The following is a 21,237-nucleotide window of genomic DNA, read 5'->3' as shown; positions in this document are numbered from 1 at the left end:
GGTAGTGTGGCATTCGCCATGCGAGAGTAGGACACTGCCAGGCACCCAATTAGAAGAAACCCCGCTCAATGAGCGGGGTTTTTTATTGCCTGAAAATCAGTGTGTTGACTGATAATTGACCTCGAAATTTGACTGCTTGTCCCCTCGACCCAAAAACCCGGCCCCTTTTCTGTTCGATATTTATCCATCAGCGCCGCGTGCTGGATATAAAAAGCACAGAATGTGATGACTCTACCTTTCTTGTGATGCCCGCTCTGCTTTAATTCGTCTGCCCACGTTCGATGGGCCAAGGAATCACAATAATTTAAGGAATAGACCCATGTTCAAAAGAACAGTAACGATGATGCTGGCGGCGGGAACCCTGGTATTAGGCGGTTGCGCATCCAATGGTGGTGCAGAGCAGGCGGCAGATAACAGCGACTTCGGTGGCAAGTCCATCTACCTACGCGGGGAAATGAACGACTGGATGGCGACCGATGAGAGCAAGGTGGTCAAAGTGGCCGACAAGCTCTACATGGCCAAGGGCACCCTCAAGAAAGAGTGGGCTCCCTACAAGTTCAAGTTCGCCGATACCGGCTGGAGCTGTGGCACCAACTTCGGCTACAAGAGCCCGAGTGACGGTGTCGCCGTGCTGGGCGGAGAGCCTGTGCCGGTCAATCCCTGCTCCAAGTATGAGGACATGAAGTTCTCGCCGGATGCCGATGGTGTCTACGAGTTCTATCTGAATATGGCGGGTGAGACGCCGAGCGTGTACGTCAAGAAGCCCTGAGATCCCCTCTCCCGTTAAATTCATCGGGAAATGAACCGGTTAAATGCCCTGGCCCAAATATCTGCTGGCCAGGGCATTTTTTTAGGATAGAATCGGCGCCCCGTGAGAGAGATACTATATATAGTGTTATCTGGTTGATATGAAACATATTGGTTGTGTTTTTGACTCTGTCATGACGTTGTTGCATTCACATAAGGTGGCTTGAAAATGGCTAAATCCAACCCTGTGCTAGAGAGTGGAACCGGCTCTGCCCTCATCCCCATGCAGGAAACCTCCCTCGAGATCTGGGACAGCAAGTATCGCCTCAAGAGCAAGGATGGGGCGCCTATCGACGGCACCATAGACGAGACTTATCAGCGGGTCGCCCGTGCGCTGGCGGCGCAGGAGAGCGAGCCTGATGCATGGTATGAGCCCTTCCTGTGGGCGCTGCGCAATGGGGCCATTCCAGCGGGTCGCATCACCTCCAATGCCGGGGCCTTTGAGCACAAGCCTGCCACCTCGACCATCAACTGCACTGTCTCCGGTACCATCGAAGATTCGATGGATGACATTCTCGGCAAGGTGCACGAGGCCGGTCTGACCCTGAAAGCGGGCTGTGGCATCGGCTATGACTTCTCGACCCTGCGTCCGCGCGGTGCCTTTGTCTCAGGTGCCGGGGCCTATACCTCGGGCCCGCTCTCCTTCATGGATATCTACGACAAGATGTGTTTCACCGTCTCGTCGGCGGGCGGTCGCCGTGGCGCCCAGATGGGCACCATGGATATTCGGCATCCCGACGTGATCGAGTTCATCCAGGCCAAGCGGGAAGATGGTCGCCTGCGCCAGTTCAACCTCTCCCTGCTCATCACCGAAGAGTTCGTCAAGGCGGTGAAGGAAGATGCTCCCTGGCGACTCATCTTCCCCTACACCGCCAAAGAGGTGGAGCAGGATGGTATTGCGTTGGACGATCCCGAGCAGGTGCTCTGGGCCGACTGGCCGAACAAGGAAGGGGTGGTGATCAACGCGCTGGGTCAGGTGGCCTGCAAGGTCTACAAGACCCTGCCCGCGCGCAAGCTGTGGAACGTCATCATGACCTCCACCTATGACTATGCGGAGCCCGGCTTCATCCTGATCGACAAGGTCAACCAGATGAACAACAACTGGTTCTGCGAGGAGATCCGCGCCACCAACCCCTGTGGCGAGCAGCCCTTGCCCCCCTACGGAGCCTGTCTGCTCGGCTCGGTCAATCTGACCAAGTTTGTGCGCGAGCCCTTCACCGAGCGGGCCGCCTTCGACTGGCAGGCGTTTCGCAAGGTAGTAGCCATCTTCACCCGCATGCTGGACAACGTGGTAGAGATCAACCAGCTGCCGTTGCCCAGGCAGCGCGAGGAGATCACCGCCAAGCGCCGTCACGGCATGGGCTTCCTTGGTCTGGGCTCGACCCTCACCATGCTGCAGATAAAATATGGCTCTGCCGCTTCTGTCGCCTTCACCGAGCAGGTCTCCCAGGAGCTGGCCATGACAGGTTGGCAGGAGTCCCTGCGTCTGGCCAAGGAGAAGGGCCCTGCCCCCATCATGGAGCAGGAGTTCGAGGTGACCGGCAAGATGTTGCGGCTGCGCCCCGAGATGGCGGCCGATGGCATCAAGCTGGGTGACAAGGTGAAGGGCAAGGTGCTGCATGCGCGCTACAGCCGCTACATGCAACAGGTGGCCGAGGTGGATCCCGCTCTGGTGGCCGCGCTGGCCGAAACCGGTGGTCGTTTCACCCACCACAGCAGCATAGCGCCGACCGGTACCATATCTCTGTCGCTGGCCAACAACGCCAGCAACGGCATAGAGCCGAGCTTCGCCCATCACTACAGCCGCAACGTCATCAAGGCGGGCAAGAAGAGCAAGGAGAGCGTGGATGTCTACTCCTTCGAGCTGCTGGCCTACCGGGAGCTTATCAACGCCGCTGCCATGCCTTACACCGAAGATGATGCCTGCCGGCTGCCGGATTACTTCATCACAGCCGACGACATCAGTCCGGCCCAACACGTGGACATCCAGGCGGCAGCCCAGCGCTGGATAGATTCGTCCATCTCCAAGACGGCCAACGTACCGACCGACTTCCCGTTCGAGCAGTTCAAGGACATCTACATGTATGCCTCGGACTCCGGGCTCAAGGGCTGCACCACCTTCCGCTTCAATCCCGAGGCCTTCCAGGGGGTGCTGGTGAAGGAGAAGGATCTGGAGAACACTCAGTACGAGTTCACTCTGGAGGATGGCTCCGTCATCACGGTGAAGGGGAACGAAGAGATCGAATACGATGGCGAGCTGCACACCGCCGCCAACCTCTATGACGCCTTGAAAGAAGGCTATTACGGCAAATTCTGAGAACAGATTATGGTCAAGAAGATCGACAGGAAAATCGTCGCCTACAAGGTGAAAACCCGGGATGAGCCGCAAGAATCACCGGCCCCCGAGGATGACGTGGTGCACATGCACGAGACTGTGCTGCGTCCGGAACGGCTGATGGGCACCACCTACAAGCTGAAGACGCCGGAGCATGTCTCCGAGCACTCGCTGTTCATCACCATCAACGACATCATTCTCAACGAGGGCACAGTCCACGAGACGCGCCGTCCGTTCGAGATCTTCATCAACTCCAAGAGCCTGGAACACTACCAGTGGATAGTGGCGCTGACCCGCATCATCTCCGCGGTGTTTCGCAAGGGCGGGGATGTCACCTTCCTGGTGGAGGAGCTGAGATCCGTGTTCGATCCCAAAGGCGGTTACTGGAACAAGGGCAAGTATGTGCCGTCGCTCATCGCCGAAATTGGCAACGTGATCGAGACCCATCTCACCGAGATAGGCATGCTCAAGGCCACCGGGCTGGATGAGCACCAGCAGGCGTTTCTGGCCGAGAAGCAGGCACAGATGCAGGCTGACACCGAGCAGTCAGGCAGCGGCTTCCCGGCCAGTGCGGCGCTCTGCTACAAGTGCCACACCAAGGCGCTGGTGCAGAAGGATGGCTGCATGACCTGCCTCAACTGCGGCGATTCCAAGTGCGGCTGACAGGCGCGGCCTGACAGACAGAAGTGAAAAACGACCGGCCAGAGTGCCGGTCTTTTCATTGCTGCTTTTATGTTCGAACGAGACTGCCTTGCAAGCGATTTGTTGCGCAGCGGTAAAATCGGGCGTAGCGTTGGGGGTAATAAAACTGTCACGGCCGTGTGGTTTCAATGACATCTGAGATTCACACACGTGGCACCTTCAGTGCCAAGGAGGATGCTTATGGACAACACGGACCGAAAGCTGTTTATCCTGGATACCAACGTTCTGCTTCACGAACCCCTCGCCATTTACTCCTTCAAAGAGCACGACGTGCTCATCCCCATGACGGTGCTCGAAGAGCTCGACAACATCAAGGATCGCCAGAAAGACGTCAGCCGTGATGCCAGGGTTGCCATCCGTGCGCTGGAAGATGTGTTTCGCGACGCCAACCCCGAACAGATAGTGCAGGGGGTGGCGCTGGCGGGTGAGGCGAGCGGTCATATCTCCATCTTCAGCGATCACCATCTTCCTCAGGATGCCGAGGTGTTCACCGACAAGGAGGCGGACAACCGCATCATCAACGCGGCCCTCTACCTGCAAAAGCACGAGATGAAACGCCAGGTGGTGCTGGTGACCAAGGACATCAACATGCGCCTCAAGGCCAAGGGGGCTGGCCTTGCCCATGTGGAGGATTATCGCAGCGACCAGCTGATCGACGACATCCGGCTGCTGGCCAAGGGCTTCCAGGTGGTGCCCGGCAGCTTCTGGGAGCGGGTAGGCGAGTGCGACAGCGAGACCCATGGCCGCGACACAGTCCACGTGATCGACTCGAACCTGCTGGAGGGGGTGCACGTCAACCAGTACTTGCTGGACGAGGAGAACTTCTTCGCAGCCAGGGTGCTGAGCCACGATGGCAACAAGATCCGCCTGAAAGATCTGGGCCGCGAGCGGCTGATGTCACGCAAGGCCTGGGGGGTGCATCCCAAGAACATCTATCAGGGCATGGCGCTCGATGCCCTGCTGGATCCGCACATCGATCTGGTGATCCTGACCGGCCCGGCGGGCTGCGGCAAGACCTTGCTGGCCATGGCGGCGGCCCTGGAGCTGGTGATCGAGAAGGGGATCTACGAGAAGGTGATCGTCACCCGCAATACCCCGGAAATTGCCGAGAGCATCGGCTTCCTGCCCGGCACCGAGGAGGAGAAGATGATGCCCTGGCTGGCGGCGGTGACCGATACCCTGGAGGTGCTGCACAAGCAGGACGAGAACATGAGCGGGTCGCTGAGCTACATCATGGAGAAGGCCAACATCCAGTTCAAATCCGTCAACTTCATGCGCGGGCGCAGCATCCAGAACACCTTCGTGCTGCTGGACGAGTGCCAGAACCTGACCGCGTCCCAGATCAAGACCATCATAACCCGCTGCGGCGAGGGGACCAAGATCGTCTGCTCCGGCAACCTGGCCCAGATCGACTCCAACTACCTGAGCCCGGTGACCTCGGGTCTGACTTACATAGTCGAGCGTTTCAAGGACTTCGACGGCAGTGCCAACATCTTCCTGAACGGGGTTGTGCGCAGCCGACTGGCTTCGTTCGCCGAGGAAAATCTCTGATTTAACGCAATCTCTGCATGAGAAAGGGGAAGCCAGCAGGCTTCCCCTTTTTTGATCCCGTTACCGTCATCACCCTTGTGTACGGCCAAGGTAGCGCAGCAGCCCGGGGTGCTCGCTGTCTTGCAGTATGTCGGGTTTGCCCTGCAGGGCGATGCGGCCCTCGTCGACGAAGAGCACCTGATCGGCGATGAGCTGGGCATCCTCAGGGTTGTGGGACACCATGAGCACTGTGATCCCCTGCTCGCAGGCGAGGCGGGCCACTTCGGCCAGCATCTCCCGGCGCAGGGCGGGATCCAGGGCCGAGAAGGGCTCATCCAGCAGCAGTAGGGGTTTTCCCCGCACCAGGGCGCGGGCCAGCCCCACCCGCTGTTGCTGGCCACCGGAGAGCTGCTCCGGCAGGCGGCTCAGCATGTCGCCAAGACCGACTCGCTCCGCGCCCTGCTTCACCTGCTGGCGCTGGGCCGGGCTCAGGCGCAGGCCCGGGTGCAGGCCGATGGCGATGTTGTCGAACACCGAGAGGTGCAGGAAGAGGTTGTGATCCTGAAACAGGGTGGTCACCGGCCGCTCGGCGGGGCCGAGCGGCAGCAGATCGACGCCATCGAAGCTGAGACTGCCGGACTCCACCGGCACGAAACCGGCGATCATCCCGAGCAGGGTAGACTTGCCGGCGCCGCTTGGCCCTATCAGGGCGGTGATCTCCCCCCTGGGCAGGGTGGCGCTGAAGCTGACGCGCCAATCCGGGTAGCTGGTGACCAGCTCATCGATGTTCAGCATTTTTTCCTCTCAAAGAGTCCGTTCGACCAGCCAGAACAGCCGCAGAAACGGTAGCGCAGGGTTTGTACCTCAATGCTCGCCATTTTTTCCTCCAAGACCCCGCTCAACCAGCCAGAACAGGGAGAAACAGAGCGTGAGCAGCAGCAGGGCAGTGGCGGCCGCGTCGGTCAGTCGGTAGCTGCCGAGCTGCTGATAGAGCAGCCAGGGCAGGGTGGTGAGGGCCTGGCTGCCGAACATGGCGATGGCGCCGAGATCCCCGAGGGACAATATCATGGAGAGCGCCATGGCCAGCGCCAGCGGGCGACGCAGCAGGGGCCACTCCACCAGTCGCAGGCGATGCAGACCGCGCACTCCCAGGCTGTCCGCCAGCCGGTCGTACTGACGCACCACCAGCTGCATGGGGGCGCTGAGGGTGCGCAGCACATAGGGCAGCGCCATCAGGGCGTTGACCAGTACCACCAGCCAGGGGCCCAGGGCAAAGACGTCGGCAAAGGGCATGAACATGATGAAGAGCCCTGTACTCAGTACCACGGCCGGGATCATCAGGATCATGGAGCCGCTGGCCTCCCACAGGGCGGCGGCCCGCCGCTTGCGCCCGCGCACCCTCAGGTGGCGGCTGGTGAGCAGCAGACCGGCGCCGAGCAGGGTAGCCAGCGATCCGGCCGCCAGGGCGATGGCCAGGGATTGACCGCCCGCCTGCCACAGTCCGGGGGATGCCAGCGCCGTCAGCAGGCCGGGGTTGAAACCGGCCACGACTATGGCCAGCAGCGGCGGCAGGAAGATGGCGAGCCCGGTGCAGAGCGCCACGGCGTCCACCAGGCCTGTCCCCGGCTGATGGCGATCCGGCCGCAGGCAGGGGCGGCGGCTGGTGAGGCGGCTGGCAGGGGTGGTCTGCAGCCTGTGTTGCAGGAGGAGCAGGGCGACGGTCAGCAGCAGCTGTACCAGCGCCAGGCCGCCCGCGGTGGCGAGATCGAAGTCAAAGCGCAGTGCCTGATAGACGGCGACTTCCAGGGTGGTGGACTTGGGGCCGCCGCCAAGCGCCAGCACTGTGGTGAAGCTGGTGAAGCAGAGCATGAAGATGAGGCTGGCGAGTCCCGGCAGTATGCCGCGGATGAGCGGCCACTCCAGCAGCAGGAAGATGTGGGATGAGCGCATGCCGAGCTGGCTGGCGAGGCGCCAGGAGGTCTCAGGGACGCTCTCTATGCTCTGCAGCATGAGGCGCGCCGCCAGCGGCATGTTGAAGAAGACATGGGCCAGCAGTATGCCGAACAGGCCGTAGAGGTAGTTGCCAGGATCCAGCCCCAGGCCGCGCAGCAGCTGTGGCAACCAGCCCTGGCGACCGTGTACCGCGACCATGCCGAAGATGGCGATGATGACGGGCAGCACCAGGGAGAGGCCGAACAGCTTGAGCAGCAGGGCTCGCCCGGGGAAGCGGCGCCGCGCCAGGGCACGGGCCACCGGAATGGCGAGCCCCAGACTCAGCAGGGTGGAGAGCAGGGCCTGCCCCAGGCTGAAGCCCAGCACATGGCGCAGATAGGGATCGGCCAGTAGGGTGCGGGGAGACAAGGTGCCCGCCTGCCACAGCAGGGCCGCGAGCGGCCCTAGGGACAACAGCAAGATCAGCAGGGTGGCCGCACTGCCCGGCAGCCACCAGAGGGGACGAGAGCCTGCGTTCACTGGGTGACGGCTTGCAGCCATTCGCGGATCCAGTTCTTGCGATTGGCGGCCACTTCATCGGCGCTGAAGGCGAGCGGCTTGGCCACGGTGATCATCTGCTCGAAGCCCTTGGGCAGCGGCTGGTCGATCACCGGGTACATCCAGTTGCCGGCGGGGATCTCCTGCTGGAAGGCAGGGCTTATCATGAACTGCAGGAACTGGTCCGCCAGCTTGTCCTGGACAGCGCCTTTCAGCTTGGCGGCCACTTCCACCTGACGGTAATGCCCCTCTGCGAAGGCGGCCGCCTGATACTGGGGCTTGTTTTCGGCGATCAGGTGATAGGCGGGGGAGGTGGTGTAGGAGAGCACCATGTCCGCCTCGCCATCGAGGAACATGCCATAGGCCTCTGACCACCCCTTGGTGACGGTGACCGTCTTCTTGGCAAGCTCAGCCCAGGCGGCGGGGGCCTGGTCGCCGTAGACGGACTTCATCCACAGCATCAGCCCCTGGCCCGGGGTGGAGGTGCGGGGATCCTGATAGATCACCTTGAGATCGGGCCGTTCCACCAGCTCTTTCAGGCTCTTGGGGGGCTGCTTGAGTTTGTCCTTGTCGTAGACGAAGGCGAAGTAGCCGTAGTCATAGGGGACGAAGGTGTCATCCTGCCAGCCACCCGGCACCTTGAGGGCGTCTAGCCTGGTGTGATGGGGGGCAAACAGGCCGCTCTGCTTGGCCTCGTTGACCAGGGCATCGTCCAGCCCCAGCACCAGGTCCGCCTTGCTGTGCTGGCCTTCCAGCCGCAGCCGGTTGAGGATGGCGACACCGTCTTCCAGGGCCACCAGGTTGAGGGTACAGCCGCACTCCTTCTCGAAGGCCTGCTTGATCTTGGGACCCGGGCCCCATTCGGCTGCAAACGAATCGTAGGTGTAGACGGTGAGGGTGTCGGCGGCAAATGCCTGGGCAGAGAGCAGGCCGGTCGCGAGCAGCAGCAGGGTCTTCATCAATGGCACTCCTGTGGGTACTGAGGTGCCATGGGCAGCGGTCTGCTCATCAATGGCACGTCTCCTGTGGTGAGGGCCAGCGGATGAGGGCACAAAAAACGCGCGCCATGCCTCAAATTCCTCCGCCAGCATTATCTGGATCAGGTTCACGGGTATAATCTCAGCGGTAAACCGCACCCCGTTTGAGCAACGAACCGCATTGTATTGGCCTTCTTTGGGGGAGGCCAGCACTATGTTTCACGGGCCGCGCCGTGCGAGCCACCACCAAGGAGGATGCCCCCAGTGATCACCAGCACCAAGGAAAGACGTGCCTTCCAGCGCATGGTCATCAACGCCCCCGTCACCCTGTTCCAGCGCCAGCAGGTGCTTGAGGGAGTCTGCCGGGATCTCAGCGCCAATGGCATGGGGGTCGAGGTGAATGAACATGGCTTCGATCTGGCTCAACCCATCAGGGTGAGCCTGGCCACCAGCAGCAACCTGCTGCCCCCCTTCGAGGCCCAGGCCCGCATAGTGCGGGTGCTGGAGGAGGAGGGCGGGCTCTTGCTGGCGCTGGAGTTCCTGCCGCTGACCTGAGCCTGCACACTACCCTGTTCCATCGACCAGCCACCGGCTGGTCGATGCATTTTCGGCCCGGACCAGCCTTGCCTTCCCGCCCGGATTGCAGCCCTGGGGGCCGCTCAGTTGCTGGCCAGCACGGGTTGGACGCTCAACTGCTTGCTGTCGACCAGCGTCTTGCTGGTGGGGGCGAGCTGGCCCATGGGAAGCTGGGCGGGGCCGGTCGGTTCCAGCAGCAGATAGCTTTCCCCTTGCCAGCTCAGGGTCGCCTGACCCGGGCCGGCCGGCAGTGCCACCCCCAGCAGGGCATGGCCCGGCACGAACACCATGGCCTGCTTCAGCTCGGGAAAGCGCTGGGCCAGCAGGGCCGCCATCAGGGTGACCTTGCTGTCACAATCCCCCCGGTTCTGCTCCAGCACCTGGCGGGGGCTCAGAAAGCCCTTGCCCGAGCGCCCCGACTGGCTGTCGAGCAGCTGATAGGGGATGGCCTGGATGAAGTCGAGCATGTGCGCCACCGTCTTCTGGCGCGCCTCCGTCTCTGTGGCTCCCTCCTGCTTGAGCTGCTCGGCCAGGGGCGCCAGTTCGGCGCGGCTCTCCAGGGCGATGCGCACATGATCCTGCTTGATGGCGGGGGCGCCGTCGGGCGGGGTGAAGGGCTGGAAGTAGTGCTGCTTGAGCCACTCTGCCTCCAGCCTGGCCTGCTCCGGCTTGACCCAGAGGGAGGCTTCCCTGGCCTTGTCGGCGTTGCGGCTCTTGAGGCTGAGGGCGAGGCTGGGGCGGGAGAGGGAGAATTGCACCTCGGGGAACTCAAGGGCAGCCTGCTGCAGCAAGGTCTGCAGCACCTCCTCCTGCATCCTGGCCGGGCGATAGGCGATGAGCGGCGGCAGCTTGCCCGCCTCCAGCCGGTAGCTGAGTTGCTGGGGTTGGCCCTCCCTGTCCTGCCAGCCGACGTTGAGCTGACCGCCGTTGCTGTTGAAGTAGGTCTGCCCGGCACTGGCCGGGAGGGCGAGCAGCATGCCAAGCAGCAGGGAGAGGGAGCGGGTCGTCTTCATCATCCTTTCCTGTCGGTGAGCCCACTGTGCCTGGGCGGGACTGAGAATAAAACAGGGAGCCTGGGCTCCCTGTGGATTCTACTCGTTTTCTTGCCGCAGGCTCGTCAGATCCAGCTTGGCTGTTTTGCCTCGAAGGTACTGATGGCCGCTTCGTGTTGCAGGGTCAGGCCTATGGCATCCAGCCCGTTGAGCAGGCAGTAGCGACGGAATTCGTCGATCTCGAAACCGAAAGTGAGCACACCGGCGCGCACCTGGTTTGCCTCCAGATCCACTTCGATCTGGGTGCCCGGATGGGCCGCGACCAGCTGGAACAGGGCCTCGACCTCTTCTTCTTTCAGGCGTACCGGCACCATGCCGTTGTTGATGGCGTTGCCGTAGAAGATGTCGGCAAAGCTCGGGGCAATGATGGTCTTGAAGCCGTAATCCGCCAGCGCCCAGGGGGCGTGCTCGCGGCTCGAGCCACAGCCGAAGTTCTCCCGGGCCAGCAAGATGCTGGCGCCGGCGAATTGGGGCTGGTTCAGCACGAACTCGGGGTTGGGCTGCTGGCCGGCGTCGTCCAGGAAGCGCCAGTCGTGGAACAGGTGCTTGCCAAAACCGATGCGGTTTACCTTCTGCAAAAACTGCTTGGGAATGATGGCGTCGGTGTCGACGTTGGCACTGTCGAGGGGGACGACGATCCCCTTGTGTTGCTTGAAGCCTGTCATCTTGTTCTCCTCGTAATTACAGCGCACGAATATCGGCAAAGCGACCGGTGACGGCGGCGGCGGCGGCCATGGCCGGGCTTACCAGATGGGTGCGGCCGGCACGGCCCTGGCGCCCTTCGAAGTTGCGGTTGCTGGTGGAGGCGCAGCGCTCCCCCGGTTGCAGCCGGTCGTTGTTCATGGCCAGACACATGGAGCAGCCGGGCAGGCGCCACTCAAAGCCCGCCTCGAGGAAGATCTTGTCCAGCCCCTCTGCCTCGGCCTGGGCTTTCACCTGCTCGGAGCCCGGCACCACCAGGGCTTGCACCCCGGCGGCGACCTTGCGGCCACGGGCGATGGCGGCGGCGGCACGCAGATCCTCGATGCGGCTGTTGGTGCACGACCCGATGAACACCTTGTCGATGGCGACATCACAGAGCTTCTGGCCCGGCTGCAAGTCCATGTAGGCGAGCGCCTTGCGGGCGGACTGCTGCTCCATCAGATCGCTGAAGGATTCCGGTGCCGGAATGGGTTCATTGACGGCGATCACCTGGCCCGGGTTGGTGCCCCAGGTCACCTGAGGTGCGATGTCGGCTGCGTTGAGCACCACCTCGGCATCGAAGGTGGCATCGGCATCGCTCTTGAGGGTCTGCCAGTAGGCGATGGCCTGCGCCAGTGCCTCGCCGGTGGGGGCGAATACCTTGCCCTGGATGTAGTCGATGGTGGTCTGATCCGGGGCTATCATCCCCGCTTTGGCGCCGAGCTCTATGGCCATGTTGCACACCGTCATGCGCCCTTCCATGGAGAGACCACTGATGGCATCGCCAGCGAACTCCACCACGTAACCTGTACCGCCGGCAGCGCCGACCCGGCCTATGATGGCCAGCACCACGTCTTTCGCGCTGATGCCCTCGGCCAGCTTGCCGTTGACCGAAATGCGCATGGTCTTGGCCCGGCCCTGCTTCAGGGTCTGGGTCGCCATCACGTGTTCCACTTCCGAGGTGCCGATGCCAAACGCCAGCGAGCCGAAGGCGCCGTGGGTGGCGGTGTGGGAGTCGCCGCAGACTATGGTGGTGCCGGGCAGGGTGATGCCGAGCTCGGGGCCCATCACGTGGACTATGCCCTGGTATTTGTGGTTCAGGTCATAGAGACGGACCCCGAACTCCTTGCAGTTGGCTGCCAGGGTTTCCATCTGGATGCGAGCCATCTCGCCGGAGGCGGCGATGTCTTTGGTGGTGGTGGAGACGTTGTGATCCATGGTGGCCCAGGTCAGATCCGGGCGGCGCAGCGGGCGCTTCATGGCGCGCAGGCCGTCGAACGCCTGGGGGCTGGTCACTTCATGCACCAGATGGCGGTCGATGTAGATGAGGGGGGTTTCCCCTTCCACTTCCCGGACCACGTGGGCGTCGAACACTTTCTGATAGAGGGTCTTGGACATTGCTCTGTATTCCTTGTTATGTGCTGCGTGGCTCAGATCCGTGCGGCTATCTGGCTGCCCATCTCGGCGGTGCTCTGCACCGGATGCTGTGCGCTACCCTGATGCAGATCGGCGGTGAAGTAACCCTCGGCCAGAGCCTGCGCCACGGCCTGCTCTATGGCTTGGGCGGCGGCTTCCTGGCCCAGGCTGTAGCGCAGCATCAGGGCGGCGGAGAGGATCTGGGCTATGGGGTTCGCAATCCCCTTGCCGGCGATGTCCGGGGCCGAGCCACCGGCCGGTTCGAACAGGCCGAAGCCGGATTCGTTCAGGCTGGCGGAGGGGAGCAGCCCCATGGAGCCGGTGATCATGGCGCACTCGTCGGAGAGGATGTCGCCGAACAGGTTGGAGCAGAGCAGCACGTCGAACTGGGACGGATCCTTGATGAGCTGCATGGTGGCGTTGTCGATGTACATGTGGTTCAGCGCCACGTCCGGGTAGGACTTGGCGACTTGCGTCACCACCTCGCGCCACAGTATGGAGGAGGCGAGCACGTTGGCCTTGTCGATGGAGGTCACTTTGCTGCGGCGCACCCGGGCCGATTCGAACGCTATCTTGGCGATGCGCTCGATCTCGAAGCGGTGATAGACCTCGGTGTCGAATGCCTTCTCGGTGGCACCTTCCCCTTCGCGCCCCTTGGGCTGGCCGAAGTAGATGCCGCCAGTCAGCTCGCGCACGCAGGCGATGTCGAAGCCGCGATCCGAGATGTCGGCACGCAGGGGGGAGAACTGCTCCAGGCCGGTGTAGATACGGGCCGGACGCAGGTTGCAGAACAGTTTGAAATGGGCACGCAGGGGCAGCAGGGCGCCGCGCTCCGGTTGATCGTTGGGCGGCAGGTGCTCCCACTTGGGGCCACCGACCGAGCCGAACAGCACGGCATCGGCCGCTTCGCAGCCGGCTATGGTGCTCTGTGGCAGCGGGGTGCCATGGTTGTCGATGGCGATGCCACCGACATCAAAGCGATCATAGTCGAGGGAGAAGCCGAATTTGGTCTGCACCTTTTCCAGTACCTTGATGGCCTCTGCCATCACTTCCGGGCCAATGCCGTCCCCCGGCAATACTGCGATCCGATAACTGCTCATACTCTCTCCGTCCTGATGTTGTGTTGAGTTCCATCTGCCCAGTGACCCGATACTGCGATCCTCTACCTGTTCAGACTGTCTCCGTCCCGATGTTGTGATTGCATTCCATCCGTTCAGCGAGTCGATCGCTGCTCAGACGGTTTCCGATTTGATGTTGTTATTGCGTTCCATCTGCTCGGCGACCTGATCGGCGCGCCAGATGCTGTTGATGACATGGACCAGGGCCTGGGCCGAGGACTCTATGATGTCGGTGGCCAGCCCCATGCCATGGAATTTGCGGCCCTTGTACTCGGCGACTATGTCGACCTGGCCGAGGGCGTTCTTGCCTTCACCCTTGCCCTTGAGTTCGTACTTGTCGATGCGGATCTCGTAGCCGGTGATGCGGTTGATGCACTGGTAGACAGCATCCACAGGACCGTTGCCGGTGGCCGCTTCGCAGATCAGATCCTGGCCCACCTTGAGCTTGACCGAGGCGGTGGCGAGCACAGAGCTGCCGCTCTGCACGCCCAGATACTCGAGCTTGAAGTGCTCGGGCTCCTCGTGGATCTGGCTGAAGAAGGCCAGCGCCTCGAGATCGTAATCGAACACCTGTCCCTTCTTGTCGGCCAGGACCAGGAACTTGCCGTAGAGGTGGTCGAGATCGTAGCTGCTCTCGGCGTAGCCCATGCTCTCCATGCGGTGCTTGATCACGTGGCGGCCGGAGCGGGAGGTCATGTTGAGGTTGTTCTGGGTGAGGCCGATGCTCTCGGGGGTGATGATCTCGTAGGTGTTCTTGGCCTTGAGCACGCCGTCCTGGTGAATGCCGGAGCTGTGGGAGAAGGCGTTGGCCCCGACGATGGCCTTGTTGGGCTGCACCGGCATGTTGCACAGCTGGCTGACGAGCGTGCTGGTGCGGTGGATCTCGTTGTGACGGATGTTGGTGTGCACCCCGAGCAGATCGGCGCGGGTTTTCAGGATCATCGCCACCTCTTCCAGGGAGCAGTTGCCCGCCCGCTCGCCGATGCCGTTGATGGTGCACTCTATCTGGCGTGCCCCCATCTGCACGGCACTGATGGAGTTGGCCACCGAGAGGCCCAGATCGTCGTGGCAGTGCACCGAGATGATGGCCTTGTCGATGTTGGGCACCCGGTTGAACAGGGTCTGGATGATGCCGGAAAATTCGGTCGGTACCGTGTAGCCTACTGTGTCCGGGATGTTGATGGTGCGGGCGCCCGCCTTGATGGCGGCTTCCACCATGCGGCACAGGTTGTCGATGGGGGTACGTCCCGCGTCCTCGCAGGAGAACTCCACGTCATCTGTGTAGCGCAGGGCATGCTTGATGGCGCCGACCCCCATCTCCAGCACGTCTTCGAAGCTTTTCTTCAGCTTGCTTTCCACGTGGATGGAGGAGGTGGAGATAAAGGTGTGGATGCGAAAGGCCTCGGCGACCCGCAAGGCTTCGCCGGCGGCATCGATATCCTTGGGCAGGGCGCGGGCGAGGGCACAGACCCGGCTGTTCTTGATGTGACGGGCTATGGTCTGCACCGATTGAAAATCACCGGGGGAAGAGACAGGGAAGCCCACTTCCATGATGTCGACACCGAGCCGCTCCAGCGCCTGGGCAATCTGCAGCTTCTCCTTGACCGTCAAGCTGGCCGACAGCGCCTGCTCGCCATCACGCAAGGTGGTATCGAATATGATGACTCGATCTGACATGTGACTTCCCTCTTCCTAAGTTCGGTGCGTGCATCCTGCATTGGCATAAAAAAACCCGTGCGGGGTGCACGGGTTTTTGTAAATTCCGGCTATGCCTTAGCCCGGCTACAAGGATCCCGCGCGAGGAGTCGCGATTAGGGGGAGCAGTAGTAGCAGAGCGGCAATATGCATGATGACTCAATCCTTCCAGTCGATAACGCTACTACCAATATCGAGATTTTTATGCTGTGTCAACTCGAAAGGACAGGTTCAATTCACTGTGTTATTTAATCGGATTGTAAAGGAGTGCAAATTTCCTTGTCCCATATTCGGTTCATGCCTGATTATCTGGTCGTTCCTGCTGTACTCGATCACCCGCACAATCAGATCGACTTATCAGCCCTTGCTGAATTATCTGAGGTATTCCATGGAAAAGCGCAGACCTGGCCGTCCGGTCGGACGTTCCGACATTCGTGACAAGCTGCTCGCCGCCGCACGCGAACGTTTTCTCAACACCCCCTACAGCAAGGTGACGACCCGTGAGATCGCCGAGCTGGCCGGCTCCAATCTGGCGATGATCCACTACTACTTCGGCAGCAAAGAGGGCCTCTACAAGGCGGTGCTGGGGGATGTGGCCGAGCCGCTGGATCAGGCCTGGCATGACGAGAGCAGCAACCGCAGCCTGACCGATCTGCTCAATACCTACTATCAGGTGATGGCGCCGAACAGCGAGCTGACTTCCGCCATCTCCAGCGCATTATCAACCGAAAAAAGTCCGGGGCGGGATTTTGTATTGAATCGTCTGCTGGAGCGTCAACTGCCCCAGTTCGATGCCCTGCTTGAATCCATGCGCTCCAATGGTCAGCTGGGTGACAACCTGGATCCCGAGATGCTGAAGATCTCCTTCCTCAGCATGATGTGGCAGCCCTTCGTGATGAAGGATCTCTACGAGCAGGTGTTCGGCCTGACGGTGGACGAGAGCTTCATGAGCCGGTTGGCGGCCCACAACTGCCAGTTGATGGAGAACGGCCTGCGCGGTTCCCTGAACTGAGTCTTCCCGGGTAATAGCTGAAAAAGGGCCGCATGGCCCTTTTTTGCATGGTTCATGTCACAAATCTGTTATCTCTCCTTCAACCAAGTGTCACTGCGCCGCCCTAGTCTGCATTCAAGACTCAAGGAAAGGGGGCGTGATGAACAAGATCCAGCAATGGGACCTACGGGTGTGCCGTGTCTGTCTGCTCCACCCCTACAACCGGCCGCAGGCCAGGATCAGCCGGGTCATTTCTCGTACCGGTGACGGTCCCCTTTACGCCGTGCTGGCCGCCCTGCTCTGGTGGCAGGGGGAGGCGCAGCGGGAAGTGGTACAAGTCGCCCTGCTGGCCTTTGCCGCCGAGCTGCCGCTTTATCTGCTGCTCAAGAATGCCCTGAAACGCCAGCGTCCCGTGGGCTTGCCGGTCTTTATCACCCCCTCCGATCGCTACAGCCTGCCCTCCGGCCATACCGCCGCCGCCTTCCTGATGGCCACCGTGCTGGCGGCCAGTTTCCCGCTCTGGGCACCGTTGCTGTTTCTCTGGGCCATCCTGGTCGGGGCGTCGCGGCTGCTGCTCGGGGTGCACTATCTGAGCGATCTGGTGGCTGGCGTCCTGCTTGGGGGCGGCTGCGCCCTGTGGGCCCTTAACTGGAGCCAGGGATGAGGATACTGTTCGGGGTACAGGGAACCGGCAACGGTCATATCAGCCGCAGCAGGACTCTGGCGCGCGCTCTGAAGAGCAGGGGGATAGAGGTCGACTACCTGTTCAGCGGGCGCGCCGCCGACGGCTACTTCGAGATGGGGGAGTTCGGGGACTATCGCACCTTCCCCGGCATCAGTTTCGCCAGCCATCAGGGCCGCATCTCGGGCTGGCGCACCCTCAAGGGACTCTCTCCCCTTCGCTTCTGGCAGGACATGAGGGCCCTCGACTGCCGGGATTACGATCTGGTGATCAGCGATTTTGAGCCACTCAGTGCCCATGCCGCCCGGCGCTGGCAAAAACCCAGTCTGACCATCAGCCATCAGGCCAGCTTCGACTGGCCCATTCCGCGCTGGGGGGAAAGTGGTTTCAACCGCCAGCTGATGCGCCACTTCGCCCCGGTGCGCCGCTCTCTGGGGCTGCACTGGTTCCACTTCGGTCAGCCGCTGCTGCCCCCCATCATAGATCCCATGACCCCGGCCCCGGACAACCAGCAGATCCTGGTCTATCTGCCATTCGAGCAGACAGAGCAGATAGCTGCGCTGTTGTCGCGCTTCAACCAGCAGCGCTTCGTCTGCTTCCACCCCGGCCTTCGCAAGGCCAGTCAATGGCGCAACATCCGCTTCGAACCTGCAGCCAGAGAGGGATTCAAATTAGCGCTAGCCGGTTGCCGGGGTGTCATCAGCAATGCGGGGTTTGAACTTGCCTCGGAGGCGCTGTCGCTCGGCAAGAAGCTGTTGGTCAAGCCGCTGGGCGGCCAGTTCGAGCAACTGACCAACGGCAGGACCCTGGAGCTGATGGGGCTGGCCCAGTTGATGGAGACGCTGGATGCCAATGCGTTGAGAACCTGGCTCGAGGCGCCGTCACCCGGGCGGATCCGCTACCCCGATGTGGCGGGGGAGCTGGCCGACTGGCTGCTGGCCGGTGCCAAGGAGGAGCTGGCCTCTCTCTCCCGCCGCCTGTGGGGCAGGACCCTCTTCCCGGAGGAGGTGTGCGATCGCCTCAGCGAACTGGCGGGCAACCCGGCATTGGCCCGTCCCTGGTTATCGCAACTCAGCGCCTTTGACTAGACTGAGTTGATCCCATCAAGGAGAGGACGGACAACATGTGCTTTACCAATGAAAACGGCGACACCATGACCCTGGCAGACAATCTCACCCTGCATGAGTTGCTCGACATGGGGGTCAGCATCTCGGTCTGTGAAGAGACGGATCCGGATCAGCAGATCTGGCTGGTGGAGCCGGAAGACGAGCACTAAGACGGGATGGTTTTGACGGCCCGCCCTCTGGGGCGGGCCATTTATTTCCATCCCAGCCCAGATTGGCAGCATGATCCGCTAGTTTCCCCCCCATACTCCCCGCTTTGTTTCCGGTCTGGTGACCAAGTCACTGAATGTTAATAGCTGTTTGAAATTTATGACTGTTCTGGTCAGACAAAGCCGTGGACAAGCGTTCACAAGCGGGTTAAGTTGGTTTTTCACCCGCTTTTCGGGTGAATGATGGAAAAAACCTATTTTTCTACTATCGACGGCTCCGAACTCGCCTGGTCTGGATGCAGACAACAACAAGAGACGGATCGGCGCTGCCGGGAAGCAGCGGACTGTCGGTAGCTTTCGCTTAACGGAGCAAAGCCTGGAGGGCTTTATCATGGAGATGTTATCAGGCGCCCAGATGGTGGTTAGAGCGCTGGAAGATCAGGGAGTGGAGCATGTCTTTGGCTACCCTGGTGGCTCAGTGCTCGACATCTATGACGCTCTCTTCGAAAACGGCAAGATGGAGCATGTCCTGGTGCGGCACGAGCAGGCCGCGGTGCACATGGCGGACGGTTACGCCCGTTCCACCGGCAAGGTGGGCACTGTGCTGGTGACCTCGGGTCCCGGCGCCACCAACTGCATCACCGGCATCGCCACCGCCTACATGGACTCGATCCCCCTGGTGATCCTGTCCGGTCAGGTGCCGACCAGCATGATAGGGGAGGACGCGTTCCAGGAGACCGACATGATCGGCATCTCCCGCCCTGTGGTGAAGCACAGCTTCCTGTGCAAGAAGGCCAGCGAGATTCCCGACGCCATCAAGAAGGCCTACTACATTGCCGCCAGTGGCCGCCCGGGGCCCGTGGTGGTGGACTTGCCCAAGGATGTGCAGAACCCGAAAGAGAAATTCCCCTACCAGTATCCCGAGTCCGTTTCCCTGCGTTCCTACAATCCGACCAAGGCCGGACACAAGGGCCAGATCAAGCGGGCCGCCAAGCTGCTGACCGAGGCGAGCCGCCCCGTCATGTACGTGGGCGGTGGCGCCATCAACGCCAATGCGGATCACCTGGTGACCAAGCTGGCAGAGCTGTTGAACCTGCCGGTGACCACCACCCTGATGGGGCTGGGGGCCTTCAGCGGCACCCATCCGCAATTCATCGGCATGCTGGGGATGCATGGCACCTTCGAAGCAAACAAGAGCATGCACAACGCGGATCTCATCTTCGCCGTGGGTGCCCGCTTCGATGACCGCGTCACCAACAACGTGAGCAAGTTCTGCCCCAACGCCACCATAGTCCACATCGACATAGACCCCACCTCCATCTCCAAGACGGTACAGGCCCATGTGCCCATCGTCGGCTCGGTGGAGACCGTGCTGGAGCAGATGCTGGAAGTGATCCGCGAGTGCGGCTTCGACAACGACAAGCAGGCGTTGGGGGACTGGTGGAGCCAGATCGATCAGTGGCGCTCCCGCAACTGCCTGGCCTACGAGACCCACCCAACCCTGATCAAGCCGCAGCAGGTGATAGAGGCACTCTACAAGGTGACCAAGGGGGAGGCCTTCGTCGCCTCCGACGTGGGTCAGCACCAGATGTTCGCCGCCCTCTACTATCCGTTTGCCAAGCCGCGCCAGTGGATCAACTCCGGGGGCCTCGGCACCATGGGCTTTGGCATTCCGGCCGCCATGGGGGCCCAGTTTGCCAACCCGGATGCCGTGGTCTGCTGCGTCACCGGTGACGGCTCGGTGCAGATGAACATTCAGGAGCTCTCCACCTGCATGCAGTACGGGGTGCCCATCAAGATCATCTCCATCAACAACCGTGCGCTGGGCATGGTCAAGCAGTGGCAGAAGATGTTCTACGGCGGTCGTCACAGCCACTCCTACATGGAATCCCTGCCGGACTTCGTCAAGCTGGCGGAAGCCTATGGCCATGTCGGCATCGCGGTGAGCGATCCGGCGGAGCTGGAGAGCGCCATGGAGAAGGCCTTCGCCATGAAGGATCGGCTTGTGTTCATGGATATCTCGGTCGACCCGGATGAGCACGTCTATCCGATGCAGATCAAGTTTGGTGCCATGGACGAGATGTGGCTGAGCAAGACGGAGAGAACCTGATGAGGCATATCATTTCAGTACTGCTGGAGAACGAATCCGGCGCCCTGAGTCGCGTGGTAGGTCTCTTCTCCCAGCGCGGCTACAACATCGAGACCCTGACGGTGGCCCCCACCGAGGATCCCACCCTGTCCCGCATGACAATCGTCACCATGGGTGACGAGCGGGTGCTGGAGCAGATCCAGAAGCAGCTGCACAAGCTGGTGGACGTGCTCAAGGTGTGTGACCTGAGCGAAGGGGAACACATAGAGCGGGAGATCGCCCTGGTCAAGGCACGCGCCGCCGGTGGTGCCCGCGACGAGCTGAAACGACTGGCGGACATCTTTCGTGGCCAGATCGTCGATGTCACCCCCGAGCAGTACACGGTGCAGCTCGTCGGGACGAGTGAGAAGCTGGACGCCTTCATCAAGACTGCCGCCCAGACCAACGAGATCATCGAAGTGGTGCGCTCCGGCGTCTGCGGCATCTCTCGTGCGGACAAGTCCCTGCGTCCCTGATGCGGTAGGATGTGGAAATGGCTGTTCAAGGGCTCTTCGGAGCCCTTTTGTGATTTGGCCGGGTGGTGCGCCTCAAGGTGTCTGCGGTATCTCCCGGGCCGACAAATCCCTGCGTCACTGATGCGGTCGGACGTGGAAATGGCTGTTCAAGGGCTCCTCGGAGCCCTTTTGTGACTTGGCCGGGTGGTGCGCCTCAAGCTGTCTGCGGCATCTCCCGGGCCGACAAATCCCTGCGTCCCTGATATCAGGGGCTGGTAACCTATCCCAAAGGGGCTCTTCGGAGCCCTTTTTCATGGACGCAAGGGGAG

General features: G+C 61.5%; 19 protein-coding genes and 1 riboswitch. Of the genes, 11 read left to right on the top strand and 8 right to left on the bottom strand.

The genetic code is table 11. The features are described from left to right. Positions 1-319: 319 nt before the first annotated feature. The 4 genes from AB5Y91_RS07715 to AB5Y91_RS07700 all read left to right on the top strand — a co-directional run bounded on the left by AB5Y91_RS07715 (position 320) and on the right by AB5Y91_RS07700 (position 5,395). Entirely contained in the window at positions 320-769 is a 450-nt protein-coding gene (locus AB5Y91_RS07715) for a pullulanase (protein WP_111912235.1), read from the top strand. A 207-nt stretch (positions 770-976) separates the two neighbouring features. Beyond that, positions 977-3,124 (top strand): adenosylcobalamin-dependent ribonucleoside-diphosphate reductase, encoded by a 2,148-nt coding sequence (locus tag AB5Y91_RS07710; protein ID WP_106885885.1) that lies wholly within the window; start codon positions 977-979, stop codon positions 3,122-3,124. A 9-nt stretch (positions 3,125-3,133) separates the two neighbouring features. Continuing rightward, a complete protein-coding gene (locus AB5Y91_RS07705; RefSeq protein ID WP_368169462.1) occupies positions 3,134-3,805 on the top strand; it encodes an NrdJb in 672 nt (223 codons plus the stop codon). A gap of 219 nt (positions 3,806-4,024) precedes the next feature. Further along, positions 4,025-5,395: a PhoH family protein gene (locus AB5Y91_RS07700; protein WP_106885887.1), complete on the top strand. Its 1,371-nt coding sequence runs from the start codon at positions 4,025-4,027 to the stop codon at positions 5,393-5,395. 69 nt (positions 5,396-5,464) lie between these two features. Here AB5Y91_RS07700 and thiQ read toward each other — a convergent pair whose 3' ends face one another. The 3 genes from thiQ to thiB form a co-directional block, all read right to left on the bottom strand. Next, positions 5,465-6,169 (bottom strand): thiamine ABC transporter ATP-binding protein, encoded by a 705-nt coding sequence (gene thiQ, locus AB5Y91_RS07695; protein WP_368169461.1) that lies wholly within the window; start codon positions 6,167-6,169, stop codon positions 5,465-5,467. Between the two features lie 69 nt (positions 6,170-6,238). After that, entirely contained in the window at positions 6,239-7,867 is a 1,629-nt protein-coding gene (gene thiP, locus AB5Y91_RS07690; RefSeq protein ID WP_171276803.1) for a thiamine/thiamine pyrophosphate ABC transporter permease, read from the bottom strand. After that, the gene (gene thiB, locus AB5Y91_RS07685; RefSeq protein WP_368169460.1) at positions 7,843-8,823 is read right to left on the bottom strand and encodes a thiamine ABC transporter substrate binding subunit; all 981 of its coding nucleotides are present in this window, start codon (positions 8,821-8,823) and stop codon (positions 7,843-7,845) included. Before thiB ends, thiP begins: the two co-directional genes overlap by 25 nt. Before the next feature lie 100 nt (positions 8,824-8,923). Further along, a riboswitch (TPP riboswitch) is annotated at positions 8,924-9,014 on the bottom strand. 91 nt (positions 9,015-9,105) lie between these two features. Here thiB and AB5Y91_RS07680 point away from each other — a divergent pair. After that, positions 9,106-9,396 carry a PilZ domain-containing protein gene (locus AB5Y91_RS07680; protein ID WP_025328169.1) on the top strand — a complete coding sequence of 97 codons (291 nt, stop codon included), beginning with the start codon at positions 9,106-9,108 and terminating at the stop codon, positions 9,394-9,396. A 104-nt stretch (positions 9,397-9,500) separates the two neighbouring features. Here AB5Y91_RS07680 and AB5Y91_RS07675 read toward each other — a convergent pair whose 3' ends face one another. From AB5Y91_RS07675 to leuA, 5 genes are all read right to left on the bottom strand, one after another. Beyond that, the gene (locus AB5Y91_RS07675) at positions 9,501-10,430 is read right to left on the bottom strand and encodes a transglutaminase domain-containing protein (RefSeq protein ID WP_262111670.1); all 930 of its coding nucleotides are present in this window, start codon (positions 10,428-10,430) and stop codon (positions 9,501-9,503) included. A 104-nt stretch (positions 10,431-10,534) separates the two neighbouring features. Further along, positions 10,535-11,134, bottom strand: a complete 600-nt coding sequence (gene leuD / locus AB5Y91_RS07670) for a 3-isopropylmalate dehydratase small subunit (protein ID WP_368169459.1) — start codon at positions 11,132-11,134, stop codon at positions 10,535-10,537. A gap of 16 nt (positions 11,135-11,150) precedes the next feature. Next, entirely contained in the window at positions 11,151-12,548 is a 1,398-nt protein-coding gene (leuC, locus tag AB5Y91_RS07665; protein WP_368169458.1) for a 3-isopropylmalate dehydratase large subunit, read from the bottom strand. Positions 12,549-12,580: 32 nt separating this feature from the next. After that, positions 12,581-13,666 (bottom strand): 3-isopropylmalate dehydrogenase, encoded by a 1,086-nt coding sequence (gene leuB, locus AB5Y91_RS07660; protein WP_106885894.1) that lies wholly within the window; start codon positions 13,664-13,666, stop codon positions 12,581-12,583. 132 nt (positions 13,667-13,798) lie between these two features. Continuing rightward, complete coding sequence (leuA, locus tag AB5Y91_RS07655) at positions 13,799-15,361, bottom strand: 2-isopropylmalate synthase (protein ID WP_106885895.1); 1,563 nt, start codon at positions 15,359-15,361, stop codon at positions 13,799-13,801. Positions 15,362-15,767: 406 nt separating this feature from the next. Between leuA and AB5Y91_RS07650 the strand changes: the two genes are divergently transcribed. The 6 genes from AB5Y91_RS07650 to ilvN all read left to right on the top strand — a co-directional run bounded on the left by AB5Y91_RS07650 (position 15,768) and on the right by ilvN (position 20,929). After that, positions 15,768-16,391, top strand: coding sequence for a TetR/AcrR family transcriptional regulator (locus tag AB5Y91_RS07650; RefSeq protein WP_005323843.1), 624 nt, complete (start codon positions 15,768-15,770; stop codon positions 16,389-16,391). A 139-nt stretch (positions 16,392-16,530) separates the two neighbouring features. After that, positions 16,531-17,034 (top strand): phosphatase PAP2 family protein, encoded by a 504-nt coding sequence (locus tag AB5Y91_RS07645; protein WP_106885896.1) that lies wholly within the window; start codon positions 16,531-16,533, stop codon positions 17,032-17,034. Next, a complete protein-coding gene (locus AB5Y91_RS07640) occupies positions 17,031-18,140 on the top strand; it encodes an MJ1255/VC2487 family glycosyltransferase (protein ID WP_368169457.1) in 1,110 nt (369 codons plus the stop codon). The genes AB5Y91_RS07645 and AB5Y91_RS07640 overlap by 4 nt, the downstream gene beginning before the upstream one ends. Before the next feature lie 35 nt (positions 18,141-18,175). Beyond that, a complete protein-coding gene (locus AB5Y91_RS07635) occupies positions 18,176-18,328 on the top strand; it encodes a hypothetical protein (RefSeq protein ID WP_368169456.1) in 153 nt (50 codons plus the stop codon). A gap of 388 nt (positions 18,329-18,716) precedes the next feature. Further along, the gene (locus tag AB5Y91_RS07630) at positions 18,717-20,435 is read left to right on the top strand and encodes an acetolactate synthase 3 large subunit (RefSeq protein WP_106885899.1); all 1,719 of its coding nucleotides are present in this window, start codon (positions 18,717-18,719) and stop codon (positions 20,433-20,435) included. After that, complete coding sequence (gene ilvN / locus AB5Y91_RS07625; RefSeq protein ID WP_025328160.1) at positions 20,435-20,929, top strand: acetolactate synthase small subunit; 495 nt, start codon at positions 20,435-20,437, stop codon at positions 20,927-20,929. The genes AB5Y91_RS07630 and ilvN overlap by 1 nt, the downstream gene beginning before the upstream one ends. Positions 20,930-21,237 lie beyond the last annotated feature (308 nt).

Source organism: Aeromonas sp. R4-3, from assembly GCF_040908275.1.
GTDB lineage: Bacteria > Pseudomonadota > Gammaproteobacteria > Enterobacterales > Aeromonadaceae > Aeromonas > Aeromonas rivipollensis.
This window is presented reverse-complemented; position numbering and strand designations above follow the sequence as displayed.